Source organism: Aeromicrobium chenweiae (assembly GCF_003065605.1).
GTDB classification, from domain to species: Bacteria; Actinomycetota; Actinomycetes; order Propionibacteriales; family Nocardioidaceae; genus Aeromicrobium; species Aeromicrobium chenweiae.
In genome coordinates, this window is sequence record NZ_CP026952.1 from 1,130,835 (window position 1) to 1,147,528 (window position 16,694).

General features: G+C 70.6%; 14 protein-coding genes. 7 read left to right on the forward strand and 7 right to left on the reverse strand.

The genetic code is table 11. The features are described from left to right. Nucleotides 1-43: 43 nt before the first annotated feature. Complete coding sequence (locus C3E78_RS05480) at nucleotides 44-1,696, forward strand: phosphoenolpyruvate--protein phosphotransferase (RefSeq protein ID WP_108577350.1); 1,653 nt, start codon at nucleotides 44-46, stop codon at nucleotides 1,694-1,696. An 18-nt stretch (nucleotides 1,697-1,714) separates the two neighbouring features. Here C3E78_RS05480 and C3E78_RS05485 read toward each other — a convergent pair whose 3' ends face one another. From C3E78_RS05485 to mtlA, 4 genes are read right to left on the reverse strand one after another with little or no spacing between them, the layout of a single operon-like run. Then, nucleotides 1,715-2,761: a zinc-dependent dehydrogenase gene (locus C3E78_RS05485; protein WP_108577351.1), complete on the reverse strand. Its 1,047-nt coding sequence runs from the start codon at nucleotides 2,759-2,761 to the stop codon at nucleotides 1,715-1,717. Continuing rightward, nucleotides 2,761-3,204: a PTS mannitol transporter subunit IIA gene (locus C3E78_RS18760; protein ID WP_108577352.1), complete on the reverse strand. Its 444-nt coding sequence runs from the start codon at nucleotides 3,202-3,204 to the stop codon at nucleotides 2,761-2,763. The genes C3E78_RS05485 and C3E78_RS18760 overlap by 1 nt, the downstream gene beginning before the upstream one ends. Further along, nucleotides 3,197-3,508 carry a PTS sugar transporter subunit IIBC family protein gene (locus tag C3E78_RS18765; RefSeq protein ID WP_108577353.1) on the reverse strand — a complete coding sequence of 104 codons (312 nt, stop codon included), beginning with the start codon at nucleotides 3,506-3,508 and terminating at the stop codon, nucleotides 3,197-3,199. Before C3E78_RS18765 ends, C3E78_RS18760 begins: the two co-directional genes overlap by 8 nt. A 1-nt stretch (nucleotide 3,509) precedes the next feature. Continuing rightward, a complete protein-coding gene (mtlA, locus tag C3E78_RS18770) occupies nucleotides 3,510-4,604 on the reverse strand; it encodes a mannitol-specific PTS transporter subunit IIC (RefSeq protein WP_108577354.1) in 1,095 nt (364 codons plus the stop codon). 181 nt (nucleotides 4,605-4,785) lie between these two features. Between mtlA and C3E78_RS05505 the strand changes: the two genes are divergently transcribed. Together C3E78_RS05505 and C3E78_RS05510 are read left to right on the forward strand one after the other, a co-directional pair. Further along, entirely contained in the window at nucleotides 4,786-6,204 is a 1,419-nt protein-coding gene (locus tag C3E78_RS05505; protein ID WP_199906939.1) for a cytochrome ubiquinol oxidase subunit I, read from the forward strand. Continuing rightward, nucleotides 6,201-7,244 carry a cytochrome d ubiquinol oxidase subunit II gene (locus tag C3E78_RS05510; RefSeq protein ID WP_108577355.1) on the forward strand — a complete coding sequence of 348 codons (1,044 nt, stop codon included), beginning with the start codon at nucleotides 6,201-6,203 and terminating at the stop codon, nucleotides 7,242-7,244. Before C3E78_RS05505 ends, C3E78_RS05510 begins: the two co-directional genes overlap by 4 nt. Before the next feature lies 1 nt (nucleotide 7,245). On the opposite strand, the gene valS is transcribed toward C3E78_RS05510, so the two are convergent. After that, the gene (gene valS / locus C3E78_RS05515; RefSeq protein ID WP_235833687.1) at nucleotides 7,246-9,843 is read right to left on the reverse strand and encodes a valine--tRNA ligase; all 2,598 of its coding nucleotides are present in this window, start codon (nucleotides 9,841-9,843) and stop codon (nucleotides 7,246-7,248) included. A 32-nt stretch (nucleotides 9,844-9,875) separates the two neighbouring features. Continuing rightward, complete coding sequence (locus C3E78_RS05520; RefSeq protein ID WP_108577357.1) at nucleotides 9,876-12,014, reverse strand: MMPL family transporter; 2,139 nt, start codon at nucleotides 12,012-12,014, stop codon at nucleotides 9,876-9,878. 128 nt (nucleotides 12,015-12,142) lie between these two features. On the opposite strand from C3E78_RS05520, the gene C3E78_RS05525 reads away from it, so the two are divergent. From C3E78_RS05525 to C3E78_RS05540, 4 genes are read left to right on the forward strand one after another with little or no spacing between them, the layout of a single operon-like run. Next, nucleotides 12,143-13,480 (forward strand): bifunctional folylpolyglutamate synthase/dihydrofolate synthase, encoded by a 1,338-nt coding sequence (locus C3E78_RS05525; RefSeq protein WP_108577358.1) that lies wholly within the window; start codon nucleotides 12,143-12,145, stop codon nucleotides 13,478-13,480. Then, nucleotides 13,477-13,821, forward strand: a complete 345-nt coding sequence (locus C3E78_RS05530; RefSeq protein ID WP_235833688.1) for a DUF4233 domain-containing protein — start codon at nucleotides 13,477-13,479, stop codon at nucleotides 13,819-13,821. The genes C3E78_RS05525 and C3E78_RS05530 overlap by 4 nt, the downstream gene beginning before the upstream one ends. Nucleotides 13,822-13,862: 41 nt before the next feature. Next, complete coding sequence (locus C3E78_RS05535) at nucleotides 13,863-14,495, forward strand: metallophosphoesterase family protein (RefSeq protein WP_108580768.1); 633 nt, start codon at nucleotides 13,863-13,865, stop codon at nucleotides 14,493-14,495. Beyond that, on the forward strand, nucleotides 14,426-15,370 hold the full coding sequence (locus C3E78_RS05540; protein ID WP_235833689.1) for a ParB N-terminal domain-containing protein: 945 nt from the start codon (nucleotides 14,426-14,428) through the stop codon (nucleotides 15,368-15,370). Before C3E78_RS05535 ends, C3E78_RS05540 begins: the two co-directional genes overlap by 70 nt. Nucleotides 15,371-15,527: 157 nt before the next feature. Here C3E78_RS05540 and C3E78_RS05545 read toward each other — a convergent pair whose 3' ends face one another. Then, nucleotides 15,528-16,691: an ABC transporter ATP-binding protein gene (locus tag C3E78_RS05545; RefSeq protein ID WP_108577360.1), complete on the reverse strand. Its 1,164-nt coding sequence runs from the start codon at nucleotides 16,689-16,691 to the stop codon at nucleotides 15,528-15,530. Between the last annotated feature and the right edge of the window lie 3 nt (nucleotides 16,692-16,694).

Consider the following 16,694-nt stretch of genomic DNA (forward strand, 5'->3'; position numbering starts at 1 on the left):
TCGTGAGGTGCGTCACACCACCCGTGCGTCCAAGGAGGCCACCATGTCGTCCACCACTCTCCGCGGCAACGGCGTGGTCCCGGGCATCGGGATCGGCCCGGTCGTCCGGCCCGGAGCCCGCACCGCGCCTCCCGAGCACGAGGACCCCGTCACTCCCGAGGCCGGTGCGGAGCAGTTCTCGGCGGCTGCCGGCATCGTCGCCGATCGGCTCGCCGCGCGGGCCCAGCGGGCCAGCGGCGCATCCGCCGAGGTGCTGATGGCGACGTCCTCGCTCGCGCGCGACCGGGGCCTCGCCGCGCTCGTGCAGCAGCGGCTGACCGCGGGGCAGGGACCCAGTGGGGCCACCGCCGGTGCGATCGAGGAGCTCAGCGCGATGTTCGCCGCCGCCGGCGGGCTCATGGCCGAGCGCGTGACGGACCTGCGCGACGTCCGCGACCGGATCGTCGCCGAGCTCCTGGGGCTGCCCGAGCCGGGCATCCCGACGCCGGACGGTCCTGCCGTCCTCTGTGCCGACGACCTCGCACCCGCCGACACCGCCGGGCTCGACCCGGCCGTCATCGTCGCGATCGCGACCTCCCTGGGCGGGGCGACGAGCCACACCGCGATCATCGCGCGCCAGCTGGGCATCCCGTGCGTCGTCGCCATCGACGGCCTCGACGACGTCCGCGAGGGCGCTGCGGTGCTGGTCGACGGCTCGCGTGGTGAGCTGGTCGTGGACCCCGACCCGGCCATGGCGGCCGAGCGCACGGCCGCGGCCACCGCAGCGGGGCGGGCGGCGGCGTCCTGGCTCGGCCCCGGCGCGACCCGGGACGGCCACGGGGTCGACATCCTGGCGAACGTCCAGGACGGGCCGGGGGCGCGGAGGGCCGCCGAGACGCCCGTGCAGGGCGTCGGCCTGTTCCGGACCGAGCTGTGCTTCCTCGACCGCGACGTCGAGCCCACCGTGGACCAGCAGGCGGCGATCTACGCCGAGGTCCTGGCCGCGATGGGGGACCGCAAGGTCGTCGTCCGGACGCTCGACGCCGGCTCGGACAAGCCGGTCAGCTTCGCCACCATCAAGGACGAGCCCAACCCGGCGCTCGGCGTCCGCGGCATGCGGCTGGGCCTGCGGGACGAGGGCCTGATGGACCGCCAGCTCGACGCGATCGCCCTCGCCGCCAAGGAGGCGTCTGGACCGGTCTGGGTCATGGCACCCATGGTCGCCACGGAGGACGAGGCGCAGTGGTTCGCCGAGAAGGTCCGCGTGCGTGACCTGGTGCCCGGCGTGATGATCGAGATCCCCAGCGCGGCGCTGCTCGCCGACCGGATCCTGCGCCACGTCGACTTCGTCTCGATCGGCACCAACGACCTCAGCCAGTACGCCTTCGCGGCCGACCGGATGGCGCCGTCCCTGGCGCGCCTGACCGATCCCTGGCAGCCGGCACTCCTCGCGCTGATCCAGCGGGTGGCCGACGCCGGCCGGGCTGCTGGCAAGCCGGTGGGTGTGTGCGGCGAGGCGGCCGCAGACCCCCAGCTGGGCTGCGTGCTGGTCGGCCTGGGCGTCTCGTCGCTGTCCGCGGCCGCCACCGCGGCTCCCTTGGTCGGGGCGACCCTCGCCGGCGTCACCCTCGACGCCTGCCGGGCTGCGGCGCAGGCCGCGCTGGACGCAGCGAGCCCCGACGAGGCCAGGCGGGCCGCTGCCGAGCAGCTCACCTGATCCCGCCGGGGCGGCCGGTCAGCTCTGGGGCTCGATCGTGACCTTGATGCCCTCGCCGGACCGGACGATCTCGATCGCCCGAGGGACGTCGACCAGGGGGAGCCGGTGGGTGATCAGGTCGAGCACCGGCACGGCCCCGGACCCGATGCGCTCCAGCGCGTCCTTGTTGTTGGCCGGCGAGGAGCCGTTCGCGCCGACGATTGTCAGCTCGCGGTAGTGCACGAGGTTGGAGTCCAGCGTGATGGTCGGCCGGTCCTTGGGCAGGCCACCGAAGAAGCTGATGCGGCCCTGCCTCGCCGCGTACTGGACCGCCTGCTCCTGTGCGACGCCGGCGGCCGTCGCGGTGATCGTGACGTCCACCCCGCGACCGTTCGTCAGGTCCATGACCGCCTCCACGACGTCGACCTCACCGGCGCAGATGGTCTCGTCGGGCTTGACCAGACCGGCGGCCTGGTCGAGCCGGCGGCGGTTCAGCTCCACCAGGGTCACCCGGCGGGCGCCGTTGGCCCGTGCGAGCCGCACGTGCAGGCAGCCGATCGGGCCCGAGCCGACCACCACGACGTCATCGCCCTCCCCGACCCGTGCGAGGCTCTGCGCGTTGATCGCGCAGGCGAACGGCTCGGCCACCGAGGCCTCGGCGTACGAGAGCCCCTCGGGGATGCGGTTGAGGCCGTCGACCTTCAGCACCGCCCGGGGGACGATCATGTACTCCGCGAAACCGCCGTCGAACTGATAGCCCATCGACACCTGGTTCGGGCAGACCGACATCTTCCCGTGGGTGCACTCCTCGCACTCGCCGCACGGGACGGCCGCGATGACCTGCACCCGGTCACCCGGCTGCCAGCCGTCCACCGCGGTCCCGACCTCGACGACCTCGCCCGCGATCTCGTGCCCGATGACGCGTGGGGGATCGAGGTTCTGGTGCCCGGCGCCGAAGATCTTGACGTCCGTGCCACACGTCGACGTGGCCCAGACCTTGATCTTGACCTCGTCGGGACCGGGTGTGGGGTCGTCGGCGTCCTCGTAGCGGAGGTCACCGGGGGCGTAGAACCGCACCACCTTCATCAGCTGTCCTCTCCTTCTGGGGGCTGGAGCAGCGCGAGGACCGACGCGACGTCGGACGCCTCGCGCAGCTGCTTGGCCTGGTCGGGATCGACCAGGATCGTGGCGAGGCGGGACAAGATGCCCACGTGGTTGTCGCCCACCGCGGCGATGCCGATCGCCACCCGGACGTCGTTGCCGTTCCAGTCGACCCCGTCGGGGAACCGCAGGAACGAGAGCGCGTCGCGCTTGACGGTGTCCTTGCTCTCGACGGTGCCGTGGGGGATCGCGAACCCCTCGCCCATGTACGTCGAGACGGACTGCTCGCGCGACAGCATCGCGTCGACGTACGTCGCGCCGACCGCGCCGACGTCGACCAGGAGACCGCCGGTCGCCCGGATGGCGTCCTCGGCCGAGGACGCGGACGCGTCGAGGCGGATCGCGTCGGCGCTCAGGAGGTCAGCCACTGACGTTCCCGCCGTCCTTGAGGGTCTTGACCAGGGCGGTGACCGCCGGGTCGCCGAGGAACACCTGGAACGTCACGACAGGCGTGTCGGGTGCGCTGTGGCGGGCCTGGTCGGCGAGGGACTGGTGGCAGATGACGACGTCGGCGTCGGCCGGGATCTGCCCCACGGGTGTGTGGGTGACCGCGATGCCGGTCTTCTTGAGCTGGCCCTTGAGGGTGCTCGCGAGCATCACGCTGCTGCCCATGCCGGCGTCGCACGCGACGACCAGCTTCTTGACGTCTGCGCCGTTGATCGTGGTGGTCATGTCATGCCTCCTGGAGTGCGTCGGTGTCCTCGGTGTCGGCGTCGTCGCTCCCGCGGCCGAAGCCGAGGAGCAGCGCGCTGACGATGAACGACACGGCTGCTGCGATGGTCACGCCGAGCAGCATGCCGGCGTAGTTGCCGAATCCCTTGGGCGTCTGCGCCAGGTAGGCGAAGATGCTGCCGGGCGACGGCGACGCCACGAGCCCGGCGTTGGTGATCTGCATGGTCGCGATGCCGGCCGCGCCGCCGAGGATCGCGGCGAGGATCAGCTTGGGCTTCATCAGGACGTACGGGAAGTAGATCTCGTGGATGCCGCCGAAGAACTGGATGATGATCGCGGCCGGCGCGGACGCCCGCAGCGAGCGGGGGCCGAAGAACCAGTAGGCGAGCAGGATGCCCAGGCCCGGACCGGGGTTGGACTCGAGCATGAACAGGACCGACTTGCCCTTTTCGGCGGCCTCTGCCGCGCCGATCGGGGTCAGCACGCCGTGGTTGATCGCGTTGTTGAGGAACAGGATCTTGGCCGGCTCGATGATGATCGAGGCGAGCGGCAGGATGTTGTTGTCGACCAGGGTGTCGACCCCGTCACCGAGCCACTCGGTGAGCTTCTCGACGATCGGCCCGGCCCCCTTCAAGCCCACGATGGCCAGCGCGCCGCCGACGATGCCGGACGAGAAGTTGTCGATGAGCATCTCGAAGCCGGGCTTGACCTTGCCCTCGATGGACTCGTCGAACTTCTTGATGATCCAGCCGCCCAGCGGGCCCATGATCATGGCGCCCAGGAACATCGGCACCTCGGTGCCGACGATGACGCCCATGGTCGCGATCGCGCCGACCACGCCGCCGCGGTGCCCGTGCACCAGCTTGCCGCCGGTGAAGCCGATCAGCAGGGGCAGCAGGTAGGTGATCATCGGACCGACGAGCTCGGCGATGTCCTTGTTGGGGATCCAGCCGTCGGGGATGAACAGTGCGGTGACGAGCCCCCAGGCGATGAAGGCGCCGATGTTCGGCATGACCATGCCGGACAGCTTGGCGCCGAAGCGGTGGATCCGGGCACGGGCTCCGTCACCCGTGGGTCGTGGCGTGTATTGGGTCATGAGGGCTCCTGGACTCGACCGGGGCCGCTGCGGGGGGTGCGACCCTGTGACGTGCGTCACTGAGGACCATGAAATGCCCGAGTCTGTGGATTTGTCAAGGATCTGTGCGGTTTTGTGTGGCATCGGCACGGGGGCGGTTCGCCGCGCTGCGCTGCCGGTGCGCCGGACGTACCGTGGAGCGATGTACGTGAGCGCGGTGCTCGACGTCCTGTCCTCGGCCGACGGGCCTCCTGGCCTGCTCCCGGCCAGGCAGCAGATGGCGATGTCGCTCGGCTGGCACATCATCCTCGCGTGCTTCGGGGTCGCGTTCCCCACGATGATCTACGTCGTCCACCGCCGCGGCATCGTCAAGGACGATCCCGTCGCCCTGGGCCTGGCCAAGAAGTGGGCGAAGGTCTCGGCGGTGCTGTTCGCGATCGGCGCGGTGTCCGGCACGGTCCTCAGCTTCGAGATGGGACTGCTCTGGCCCGGGCTGATGGGACGGTTCGGTGACGTGCTGGGGCTGCCGTTCGCGTTCGAGGGGCTCTCGTTCTTCATCGAGGCGATCTTCCTCGGGATCTATCTGTACGGCTGGGGCCGGATGCCGCCGCGACGCCATCTCATGATGCTGATCCCGATGGCGACGGCAGGGGTCGTCGGCACGTTCTGCGTGGTGTCGGTCAACGCCTGGATGAATCAACCGACCGGTTTCACGCTCGTCCCGTCGACGGACGGCTCGCCCGCCCGGGTCACCGACGTCAACCCCTGGCGCGCGATGTTCAACGACGCGGTGTGGCTGCAGTTCGCGCACATGTGGGTCGGGGCCTTCATGCTGGTCGGCTTCGTCGTCGCGGGCGTCTACGCCGCGGGGATGCTGAAGGGCCGACGCGACGCGCACCACCGCCTGGGGTTCAGCGTCCCGTTCGTCTTCGCGACGATCGCCGCGTTGCTCCAGCCGGTCATCGGCCACGTCCTGGGCCTGCAGGTCGGGAAGGCGCAGCCGTCGAAGCTCGCGGCGTTCGAGCTCGCGACGACGACCGAGAGTCCCTCGCCCCTGCGCATCGGGGGGCTGCTCGTCGACGGGGAGGTCCGCTGGGCGCTGGACATCCCTCGGCTCGGCTCCCTGATCGCCCGCAACTCGTTCACCAAGGGCGTGCAGGGACTGGACACGATCCCGCCCGCGGACCGTCCACCGGTCAACATCACCCACGTGGCGTTCCAGTCGATGGTGGGGATCGGCACGCTGCTGGCCCTGGCCGTCGTGGTGTTCTGGCTCGCGCGGTGGCGCGGTCACGACCTCCTGGGCCGTCGCTGGTTCCTGCGCTTCGCGGTCGTCGCCGGTCCGCTCGCCGTGATCGCCCTGGAGTGCGGGTGGATCGCGACCGAGGTGGGACGCCAGCCGTGGACCGTGTGGGAGGTGCTGCGGACCGAGGACGCCGCCAGCACGAGCAGCGGGCTGTGGTGGAGCTATGCCGTGGCCTTCGTGGTCTACGTCGGCATGACGATCGGAGCGTTCATCGTGCTGCGCTCGATGGCGCGTCGTTGGCGTGCCGGGGACGAGGACCTCCCGGCGCCGTACGGCCCGGCGCGGTCCCCGGCGGGGGAGACGACGTCGCGATGAGCCTGGCCGTGGTGGTCGCGATCGCGCTGTTCGTCGGCGTGCTGGCGTACGCCCTGTTCGGTGGCGCGGACTTCGGGTCGGGGTTCTTCGACCTGACCGCCGGCAGTGCCGAGGAGGGCGCCGAGCTCCGGCTGCTGATCGACCACAGCATCGGGCCGGTGTGGGAGGCGAACCACGTCTGGCTGATCTACGTCCTGGTGATGTGGTGGACCGCGTTCCCCGGCACGTTCGCGGCCGCGACCACGACCCTGATCCTGCCGCTCGCCCTGGCACTGCTGGGGATCGTCCTGCGCGGGGCCAGCTTCGCGTTCCGCAAGTACGCCGGATCGCTCGCGCAGGCGCGGATCTTCGGTGCGGTGTTCGCGGGATCCTCGCTGATCACCCCGTTCTTCCTCGGAGCCGTCGCCGGTGCGGTGGCCTCCGGCCGGGTGCCGGCGGAGGGCAACGGTCCGGTGCTGGAGTCCTGGCTGCACCCCACGTCGCTCTTCGGTGGCGCGATCGCGGTCGGGGCCTGCGCCTTCCTGGCCGGGACGTTCCTGACCGCCGACGCGCAGCGGTCGGGCCACGATGCGCTGGCCGAGAAGCTGCGGGTGCGGACCCTGGGCGTGGGCGTGGTGACCGGGGTGGTCGTGTTCGCGGCGCTGCTGCCGATCCGGGACGACGCACGGACGCTCAGCGACCGTCTGCTCGGCGTGGCGACGCCGCTCATCGTGCTGTCCGGGATCGCGGGCACCGCCGCACTGGTGCTGCTGTGGCGCAGGCGCTACTCCAGGGCCCGGATCGGCGCGGTCGCCAGCGTGGCCGCCGTCATCCTCGGCTGGGGCGTCGCGCAGTACCCGTGGATCCTGGTCGACCAGGTGTCGATCGAGGACGCGGCCGGGGCGCGGGCCACCCTGATCGGTCTGCTCGTCGTGGTCGCCCTCGCGGCCGTCATCGTCCTGCCGGCCCTGGTGTACCTGTTCTGGCTCACCCAGACCGAGGCGTGGAGCACGTCCGACGACGGCGCGCCCGCGTCCTCGGGGCGCGCCGTCGACGGGTGAGCTAGCCGGCGAGCGTGGCGTCGACCGCGTAGCCGGCGACCGACTCGTCCGGGGTCAGCGTGGGCTCGGAGCTCACGCGACCGGCGGCCGTGACGTCCGCGATGGCCAGGCGGAGCAGCTCGAGGTCCGCTGCCGGCGCCCGCACCGTGAGCGCAGCGATCTCGGTCTTCTGGCTGACCTTCGCGACCGACTTCGCGCCACGGACGTCCGCGAGGACGGCGGCAGCGGCGGTCAGGACGGCGGGGTCCTGCTCGGCGGTGGTCAGGTCGGTCGTGGTGTCCGGCCAGGGCGCACGGTGGATCGACCCCTCCTGCCACCACGACCAGACCTCCTCGGTCACGTAGGGCAGGAACGGCGCGAGGAGCCGCAGCTGCACCGACAGGGCGAGGACGAACGCGCTCTTGGCGGACGCGCCACCGGCGTCGTCCCGGCGCGAGCGCTCCTTGACCAGCTCGAGGTAGTCGTCGCAGAAGTCCCAGAAGAACTTCTCGGTGACCTCGAGGGCGGTCGCGTAGTCGTACGCCTCGAAGGCGGTGGTCGCCTCGTCGACGACGGCACGAAGCCGGCTCAGCATGGCCAGGTCGATCGGCTCGGTGACCTGTGCCGGGTCGAGGTACGAGGCGTCGGCGCCGAGACCGTACTGCTCCTCGGGGGCCAGCACGAACTTGCTCGCGTTGAGCACCTTCATGGCCAGACGGCGACCGACCTTCATCTGGGCCTCGTCGAACGGCGAGTCGGCCCCGGGGCGAGCGCCCGCAGCGCGCCAGCGGACGGCGTCCGCGCCGTACTTGTCGAGGATCTCGTCGGGAACGACGACATTGCCCTTGGACTTGCTCATCTTCTTGCGGTCGGGGTCGACCACGAAGCCCGACAGCGCGGTGTGCGTCCAGGGCACGCAGCCGTGCTCCAGGTGCGAGCGGACGACCGTCGAGAACAGCCAGGTCCGGATGATGTCGTGGCCCTGGGGGCGCAGGTCCATCGGGAACGTCTTGGCGAACAGCTCGGCGTCCCGTTCCCAGCCGCACACGATCTGGGGGGTGAGCGACGAGGTGGCCCACGTGTCGAGGACGTCGGGATCGGCCATGAAGCCGCCGGGCTCACCGCGCTGCGAGTCCTCGTAGCCCGGGGGAGCCTGCGACGCGGGGTCGACCGGCAGGCTGGCCTCGTCGGCGAGGATCGGGTCGTCGTAGACCGGCTCGCCGGCCTCGTCGAGGCGGTACCAGACCGGGAACGGGATGCCGAAGAAGCGCTGGCGCGAGACGAGCCAGTCGCCGTTGAGCCCCTCGATCCAGTTGGTCAGGCGCGACTGCATGTAGGCCGGGACCCAGTCGATCTCGTCGCCGCGCCCGATCAGCTCGGAGCGGAGCTCGGCCGAGCGGCCGCCGTTGGCGATGTACCACTGGCGGGTGGAGACGATCTCGAGCGGCTTGTCGCCGCGCTCGTAGAAGTTCGCCATGCGCTGCGTGGGCTTCGGGTCGCCGTCGAGGTCGCCGGACTCACGGAGGGCCGCGACGGTGAGCTCACGGGCGGTGAACGTGGTCTTGCCGGCCAGCTCGGCGTACAGCTTCACGCCGGCGGGAGTGGCGATCCACTCCGGGACGTCAGGCAGGATGCGCCCGTCGCGGCCGATGATCGTGCGGTTGGGCAGCTGCAGCTCGCGCCACCAGATGACGTCGGTGAGGTCACCGAACGTGCAGCACATGACGATGCCCGAGCCCTTGTCGGGCTCGGCGGAGGCATGGGCGACGACCGGGACCTCGACGCCGAACAGGGGAGAGGTCACGGTCGACCCGAACAGCGGCTGGTAGCGCTCGTCGTCGGGGTGCGCGATCAGGGCGACGCACGCGCCGATCAGCTCGGGGCGGGTCGTCTCGATGTGGACGGGGCCGTCGGCGCCGTGGAACGCGACCCGGTGATAGGCACCCGGGTACTCGCGGGCCTCGAGCTCGGCCTGCGCGACCGCGGTCTGGTAGGTCACGTCCCACAGCGTGGGCGCGTCCTGCTGGTACGCCTCGCCGCGGGCCACGTTGCGCAGGAACGCGCGCTGCGACACCGTCTGCGACTCGTCGCCGATCGTCGTGTACTTCTGGTCCCAGTCGACGCTGAGGCCGAGCGTCCGCCACAGCTGCTCGAAGACCTTCTCGTCCTCCTCGACCAGCTGGTTGCACAGCTCGATGAAGTTGCGGCGGCTGATCGGGATCTGCCGCTTGGCGTCGGGCTTCTCCGGAGGGGTGAAGTCCGCCTCGTAGGGCAGGGTCGGGTCGCAGCGGACGCCGAAGAAGTTCTGCACGCGACGCTCGGTGGGCAGGCCGTTGTCGTCCCAGCCCATCGGGTAGAACACCTCCTTGCCGCGCATGCGCTGATAGCGCGCGACGAGGTCGGTGTGCGTGTAGGAGAACACGTGACCGACGTGCAGCGACCCGGACACCGTGGGGGGAGGGGTGTCGATCGAGAAGATCTGCTCCCGGGTCTTCGAGCGGTCGAAGGCGTAGGTGCCCTGCTCGGCCCACCGCGCCGACCAGGTCGCCTCGAGTCCTTCGAGGACGGGCTTCTCCGGGACGCCGGTCCCAGAGCCAGATTTGCCGAGTTCGCTAGTCACGACAGACAAGTCTAGGTGTCAGCGGCTCCCGGTCACGACGGGCGGTCGCCCCCTCCCGCCGCGCCGACGGGCTCGGCCGTCCTGGTGGCGTCCGACGCGCCGACCGGGCCGTCGGTCCGGGCCAGTGCGCTCGGCCACCAGATGTGTCGTCCGATGTCGAGGTTGAGCGCCGTCACCAGCACCGAGCGGACGACGATCGTGTCGAGCAGCACGCCGACAGCCACGACGAAGCCCAGCTCGGCGAGGAAGACGATCGGCAGCGTGGCCAGTGCCGTGAACGTGCCGGCGAGGACGAATCCGGCCGAGGTGATCACGCCGCCCGTCGCCGCGAGCCCGAGCAGGGCTCCCTTGCGGGTGCCGTGCTTGAGCGACTCCTCCCGCACGCGGGTCATCAGGAAGATGTTGTAGTCGATGCCCAGCGCCACGAGGAACACGAAGGCGAACAGCGGGAAGGACGAGTCGGCCCCCTCGAAGCCGAACACGTGGCGGAAGGTCAGGGCGCTGATGCCGACCGCGGCGCCGAACGACAGCACCACCGTGACGAGCAGGATCAGCGGTGCCGCGACGGACCGCAGCAGCAGGGCCAGGATCAGCAGGACGACCGCCAGGATGATCGGGATGATCAGCCGGTTGTCCGCGCTGGAGGCGGACTGCACGTCCTTGTTGACCGCGGTGTTGCCGCCGACCAGCGCGTCGGCGCCGGGCACGTCGTGCACCGCGTCGCGGACCCGGTCGACCGTGTCGAAGGCCGCGCGGGAGTCTGGGGCGGACGTGAGCGTGCCCTCGAGGTACGCGACCGGGCTGCCCTCAGGACTCTTCACCTCGACCGAGGCCGGGTCGATGCCGTCGACACCGGCGAAGGCGTCCTTGACCGCGTCCGCGCTGGTGCCGTCGGCGATGACGGCCACGGGGGAGCCGGCCCCGCCCGGGAAGTGCTTCGCGAGCTCCTGCTCGGCGAGCACCGACGGCTGCTCCTTGGTGAAGCTCTGCTCGTTGGTCAGGCCGTCGGCGTCGAGCTGGAGGACGCCGAACGAGAGCGCGACGAGGATCAGGGTGGTCGTGACCCACACGGCGCGCGGCGCCTTCGCGATCCGCTGGCCGACCCGGGCCCAGAGGCCGGTCTCGCTCTTGACCGGGTCGCCGAAGCGGGGGACGAAGGGCCAGAAGATCCACCGTCCGACGATGACCAGCAGCGCCGGCAGCAGGACCATCATGACCAGCAGGGCGCAGGCGATGCCGACCGCGCCGACCGGACCGAGGCTGCTGGTGGAGTTCATCTGGGCGAACATCAGGCACAGCAGCCCGATGATGACGGTCGCGCCGCTGGCCAGGACGGCCGGCGCGGCGCGGTGCAGCGCGTGCGCCATGGCCTCGTGGCGGTCCTCGAAGTGGTGCAGCTCCTCGCGATATCGGGCCACGAGCAGGAGGGCGTAGTCGACGCCTGCGCCGAGCACCAGCACGCTGAGGATGCCGGCGCTCTGGCCGTTGACGGTCAGGTCGGCGTGCTTGGCCAGCAGGTAGACGAGGCCCTGGGCGATGAAGACCGCGCCGACACCGCAGAGCAGGAACAGGATCGCCAGCTGCAGGCTGCGATAGGTGATGAGCAGGATGATGAACACGATCCCGACGGCCGCGAGCAGCAGGATGCCGTCGATGCCGGAGAAGGCCTCGGCCTGGTCGGCGCCGAGCGCTGCGGGGCCGGCGAGACGGACGTCCAGCCCGTCCGCGTCCCGGTCGGCGATCGCGGTGATGTCGTCGACGCGGTCGGGCAGGTCCTCCCAGCCGTCGTCGCTCATGCGGATCGTCGCCAGGACCTCCAGCGCCTTGCCGTCCTCGGACGGGATGGGTCCGACCACGTTCGTGACCGTCTCGACGCCCTTGATCTGGGCGATGTCCGCCGTGGCCTTGGCGGCGTCCGCCGGGGTGATGCCCGAGTCGCGCACGTAGAGCACGACCGCCGGGATGTCGTCGGGGTTGGAGAAGGCCTGCGATCTCTGGATCACCTTGGTGGACTCGGCGTCCCCGGGCAGCCAGGAGGCGATGTCGTTGTCCTGGACGCTCGTGAGCTTGGCGCCGAGGGACCCCATCGCCATGATCGTGACGAGTCCCAGGACCGCCACGACCCACTTGACCCAGTGGTGCGTGACCCATCCGGCGATGCTGCGGTGCATGGTGGCCCTCCTTCGGGCGCCCCGAGTGGTGTGCGACGTGATCTTCCTCACTATGCCGGAGGGTGCCGACAATTTGAACATCGGTGGTGACCCTGACGCGTCCCTGAGGTGCTGCGATACTGGGCGGGATGACACCTACGTACGCGGAGGTCGAGCGCGCGCTCCTCGGCCGTTGGCCCGAGACCCGCCTCGAGCCCTCCCTCGATCGCATCGCCGCCCTGTGCCGCCTCCTGGGCGACCCGCAGGCGGCGTACCCGGTGATCCACCTGACCGGCACGAACGGCAAGACGTCGACGAGCCGCATGATCGACACGCTGCTGCGCGCGCTCGACCTGCGCACCGGACGCTTCACGAGCCCGCACCTGCAGTCGATGACCGAGCGCATCAGCCTCGACGGGGCCCCGCTGTCGGAGGCCCTGTTCGTCGAGGCCTTCGCTGACGTCGCGGCGTACGCGCAGATCGTGGACGACTCGTCGGCCCACCCCCTGTCGTACTTCGAGATGATGGTCGCGATGGCGTTCGCAGCGTTCGCCGACGCGCCCGTCGACGTCGCCGTGATCGAGGTCGGCATGGGCGGCTCGTGGGACGCGACCAACGTCGCGAACGGGCAGGTCGCGGTCGTCACTCCGATCGGCGTCGACCACGCGGCCTATCTCGGTGACCGGCCCGAGATCATCGCGGTCGAGAAGGCGGGCATCATCAAGCCCGGCTCGCACGCGATCCTTGCCGAGCAGTCGCCCGAGGTCATGGACGTGCTCATGCGCCGGGTGCTCGACGTCGGCTCGGTCGCGCTGCACGAGGGCACCGACTTCGGCGTCGAGAGCCGGGTCACCGCGATCGGTGGCCAGCAGATCGGTCTGCGTGGCCTCTCCGGCTCGTACGACGACATCTTCCTGCCGCTGCACGGCGCCCACCAGGCGCACAACGCGGCGTACGCCCTCGCCGCCGTCGAGGCGTTCACGGGCAGCAAGCAGCTCGACGCGGACCTGGTCCGTGACGCGTTCGCCCAGGTCAGCTCCCCGGGCCGCCTCGAGGTGATGCGTCGCAGCCCCACGGTGCTGCTCGACGCGGCGCACAACCCGCACGGCGCCCGCGCCACGATCGAGGCCGTCCAGGACGCGTTCTCGTTCAGCCCCCTCATCGGTGTCGTCGGCGTCATGGCCGACAAGGACGTCGAGGAGATGCTGCAGGTGTTCGAGCCCGTCATGGCCGAGATCATCTGCACCCAGAACAGCACGCCGCGGTCGATGCCGGCGGTCGAGCTGGCCGAGATCGCCGCGGACATCTTCGGCGAGGAACGGGTCACGCTGATCTCGCGGCTCGACGACGCGATCGAGCGGGCGATCCAGAAGGCCGACGCCGCCGAGGGGTACGACGACGCGATCGGCAGCGGCGGCGTGCTGGTCACCGGTTCGGTCGTCACGGTCGGTGAGGCGCGCGTCCTGCTCGGCGGACACGTCGCATGAGAGGCATGTGCGCGGCGATGCTGACGCTCGAGGCGATCATCCTGGCGCTCAGCGTGCCGGTCATGATCTCGGTCGAGAACGTCGACAAGGTCTGGGCGCTGGTCGTCGGTCTGGGCCTCGCGGCGCTGTGCATCCTCGTGGCCGGTTCGCTGCGCGGCCCGCAGGCCTACGTCGTCGGGCACCTGATCCAGGTGGGCGCGATCGCGATGGGGTTCCTCGTGCCGATCATGTTCTTCGTCGGCCTGATGTTCGCCGCCCTGTGGTTCGGGGCGTTCTTCCTCGGCCGCCGCATCGAGGCCGACAAGGCCCGCTGGGCGCAGGAGGCCGCACGCGACGAGTGAGGGGGGTGTCATCGCGTGATCGCCGCGCTACTGTCGTGAGCATGGTGCGGGTGCTGGCAGTGGCGGACGAGGAGGTCCCCGCCGCCCGATCCCGTCTGCGGAACCTCCACGTCGACCTGGTCATCGGTGCCGGCGACCTGCCGTGGGACTACCTGGAGTCCATCGTGACGGCACTCGACGTCCCCGCCGTGTTCGTGCCCGGCAACCACGACCCGGTCCCCGGTCCGGGCCGCACCGGCCCCGCCGGGTACGTCAACGCGGACGGGCGGGTCGTCGAGGTCGCGGGACTGCGCATCGCCGGCCTGGGCGGCTCGGTGCGCTACAACTCCGGCGCCCACCAGTACACCCAGAAGGAGTACGACGCGCGCGCCAAGCAGCTGCTGCGGAGCGCTCGTCGCGCGGGCGCTGTCGACGTCCTCCTCACCCACGCACCGCCGCTGGGCCTCGGCGACGAGCCCGACCCCAGCCACCAGGGCATCTCCGCCCTCCACGGTGTCCTGGAGGCGCTGCAGCCGACCTGGCACCTGCACGGGCACGTCCATCCCTTCGGCATGCTCAAGCCCGACCGCTCCGTCGGGCCGACCACGATCCGCAACGTGATCCCGTGGGACGTCCTGGAGATCGAGCCCCGCTCGGTCGTGCCCGTCCCGGCCAGGTCGCGCCGGAGCGCCTGATGGTCAGCAGCTCGGGGTCCCCACGTGTCGACGCCGAGAGCGACTTCATGCGCGCCCGCCGCCACCAGCTGCTGTCGAGCCTGGCGGCACGGCTGCGCAACGACACCGAGGACGTCGTGCAGTCGATGTCCTTCGACGAGGTCGTCGACGCGCTGGGCCGCCGCTCCGAGCACTACGTAGGCACCAAGGTCATCCCGCTCGACGCGATCGTCGGGTCCGTGGACAAGGCACGCGACTTCGACCGGCGCTTCCGTCCGACGTCGGCGGTGAACCGGCAGCGCTGGGAACGCCTCGCGCGCGCCAGTCGGACGGGCGAGGTCATCCCGCCGATCGACGTCTACCAGATCGGCGACTACTACTTCGTCCGCGACGGGCACCACCGCGTCTCGGTCGCCCGCAGTCTCGGGGTCGACCTCATCGAGGCGCGGGTCACCGCGATCGAGACCTTCCTGGCCCCGGTCGGGATCGACGCCCGGGCCGACCTCGAGCTGAAGTTCTGGCGACGTCTCATGCTGCAGCGGGTGCCGTTCACCGGCGAGGCGCGCGCGGCCGTGGCGGTCGACGAGCCGACCGACTACGGCGTCATCGCCGAGACCGTGGAGGCGTGGGCCGCGCGGACCATGCACCGCGAGGGCGCCTACATGGACAAGAAGACGATGGCCGAGCGGTGGTACGCCGAGGAGTTCGAGCCGGTCGTGCGGATGATCGAGGAGGCCGGCGTCCGCGGTGACGACGAGCGTCCCGCAGCCGCGTACCTGCGGGTCGCGGGGGAGCGCTACCGCCTCATCCGCGAGCACGAGTGGAACGCCGAGGTGATGGCCGCCGTCAAGCACAAGGGCCGCCGCAAGCGCCGGCGCGCCGACGCCGAGCGCTGATTCCCAGGAGAACCCCGGGATCCTCGCGGGGGCTCCCACCGAAAAGCTGCGCCTCTCCCCGAAACCTTCGGGTCACCCCGGGAACCTGCACCTCACCCCTGTTGCGAGCGGGTAGAGGCGACAGGTTCCGGGGTTCTCCTGGGAATCGGGCCCCCGGTCAGAGGCCGACGGTCAGGTTCTCGCCGGACGACGGATCGAACAGGTGCATCTTGTCGGTGTCGATGAGCAGCGTGGTGTCGTCGTCCTCCTGGACGGTGCTGGAGGCGTCCAGCGAGACCACGAGCTGGGTGCGCAGGGAGTCGCTGTCGGACTCGCGGGCCAGCTCCTTGAGCTGGTCCTGGACCTTGGGCTCGGCCTCGTACGGGACGTAGGCGTACTGCTGGTCGCCGAGCCACTCACGGACGTCGATGTGTGCCTTGAACGTGCGGGTGGTGTCGACCTCGTCGTGGTGCAGCACCGAGACGTCCTCGAAGTGCTCGGGACGGATGCCGGCCATCAGCAGTCCCTTGCCGGCGGTGCGCTCGGCCTTCGCGGCCGGCAGCGGGAACGTGCCGAACGGGAGCTTGACCTCGCCGCCCTCCACCGTCGCGGGCAGGAAGTTCATCGGCGGCGAGCCGATGAAGCCCGCGACGAACAGGTTGACCGGCTGCTCGTAGAGCTCGCGCGGCGTCGCCAGCTGCTGCAGGACGCCCCGCTTCATGACCGCGACCCGGTCGCCGAGCGTCATGGCCTCGGTCTGGTCGTGGGTCACGTAGACCGTGGTGATGCCCAGCTGCTTCTGCAGGCGTGCGATCTCGGTGCGCATCTGGCCGCGCAGCTTGGCGTCGAGGTTCGACAGCGGCTCGTCGAACAGGAACGCCTTCGCGTCACGCACGATCGCGCGGCCCATCGCGACGCGCTGGCGCTGACCACCGGACAGGTTCGCGGGCTTGCGCTGGAGGTGCTCGTCGAGGTCGAGGGTCTTGCTGGCCGCGCGGACCTTCTCGTCGACTTCCTTGTCCGGGACCTTGGCCAGGCGCAGCGGGAAGGCGATGTTCTCGTAGACCGTCAGGTGCGGGTAGAGCGCGTAGTTCTGGAACACCATCGACAGGTTGCGGTCGCGGGGCGCGAGGTCGTTGACCCGTTCGCCGCCGATGATCATGTCACCGGACGTGATGTCCTCCAGGCCGACGATCATCCGCAGCAGCGTGGACTTGCCGCAGCCGGAGGGCCCGACGAGGATCATGAACTCGCCGTCGGCGACGTCGATGCTGACGTCGTTGACCGCCGGGAATCCGTCCCCGTACTTCTTGACGATGTGCTTCATCTCGATGGCTGCCATGAG

What these genes read in the sequence shown, in the direction of transcription:
- C3E78_RS05480 (WP_108577350.1), top strand. Translation starts at nt 44, where the DNA reads ATGTCGTCCACCACTCTCCGCGGCAACGGCGTGGTCCCGGGCATCGGG.
- C3E78_RS05485 (WP_108577351.1), bottom strand. Translation starts at nt 2,761, where the DNA reads ATGAAGGTGGTGCGGTTCTACGCCCCCGGTGACCTCCGCTACGAGGAC.
- C3E78_RS18765 (WP_108577353.1), bottom strand. Translation starts at nt 3,508, where the DNA reads ATGACCACCACGATCAACGGCGCAGACGTCAAGAAGCTGGTCGTCGCG.
- mtlA (WP_108577354.1), bottom strand. Translation starts at nt 4,604, where the DNA reads ATGACCCAATACACGCCACGACCCACGGGTGACGGAGCCCGTGCCCGG.
- C3E78_RS05505 (WP_199906939.1), top strand. Translation starts at nt 4,786, where the DNA reads ATGTACGTGAGCGCGGTGCTCGACGTCCTGTCCTCGGCCGACGGGCCT.
- C3E78_RS05510 (WP_108577355.1), top strand. Translation starts at nt 6,201, where the DNA reads ATGAGCCTGGCCGTGGTGGTCGCGATCGCGCTGTTCGTCGGCGTGCTG.
- C3E78_RS05520 (WP_108577357.1), bottom strand. Translation starts at nt 12,014, where the DNA reads ATGCACCGCAGCATCGCCGGATGGGTCACGCACCACTGGGTCAAGTGG.
- C3E78_RS05525 (WP_108577358.1), top strand. Translation starts at nt 12,143, where the DNA reads ATGACACCTACGTACGCGGAGGTCGAGCGCGCGCTCCTCGGCCGTTGG.
- C3E78_RS05530 (WP_235833688.1), top strand. Translation starts at nt 13,477, where the DNA reads ATGAGAGGCATGTGCGCGGCGATGCTGACGCTCGAGGCGATCATCCTG.
- C3E78_RS05535 (WP_108580768.1), top strand. Translation starts at nt 13,863, where the DNA reads ATGGTGCGGGTGCTGGCAGTGGCGGACGAGGAGGTCCCCGCCGCCCGA.
- C3E78_RS05545 (WP_108577360.1), bottom strand. Translation starts at nt 16,691, where the DNA reads ATGGCAGCCATCGAGATGAAGCACATCGTCAAGAAGTACGGGGACGGA.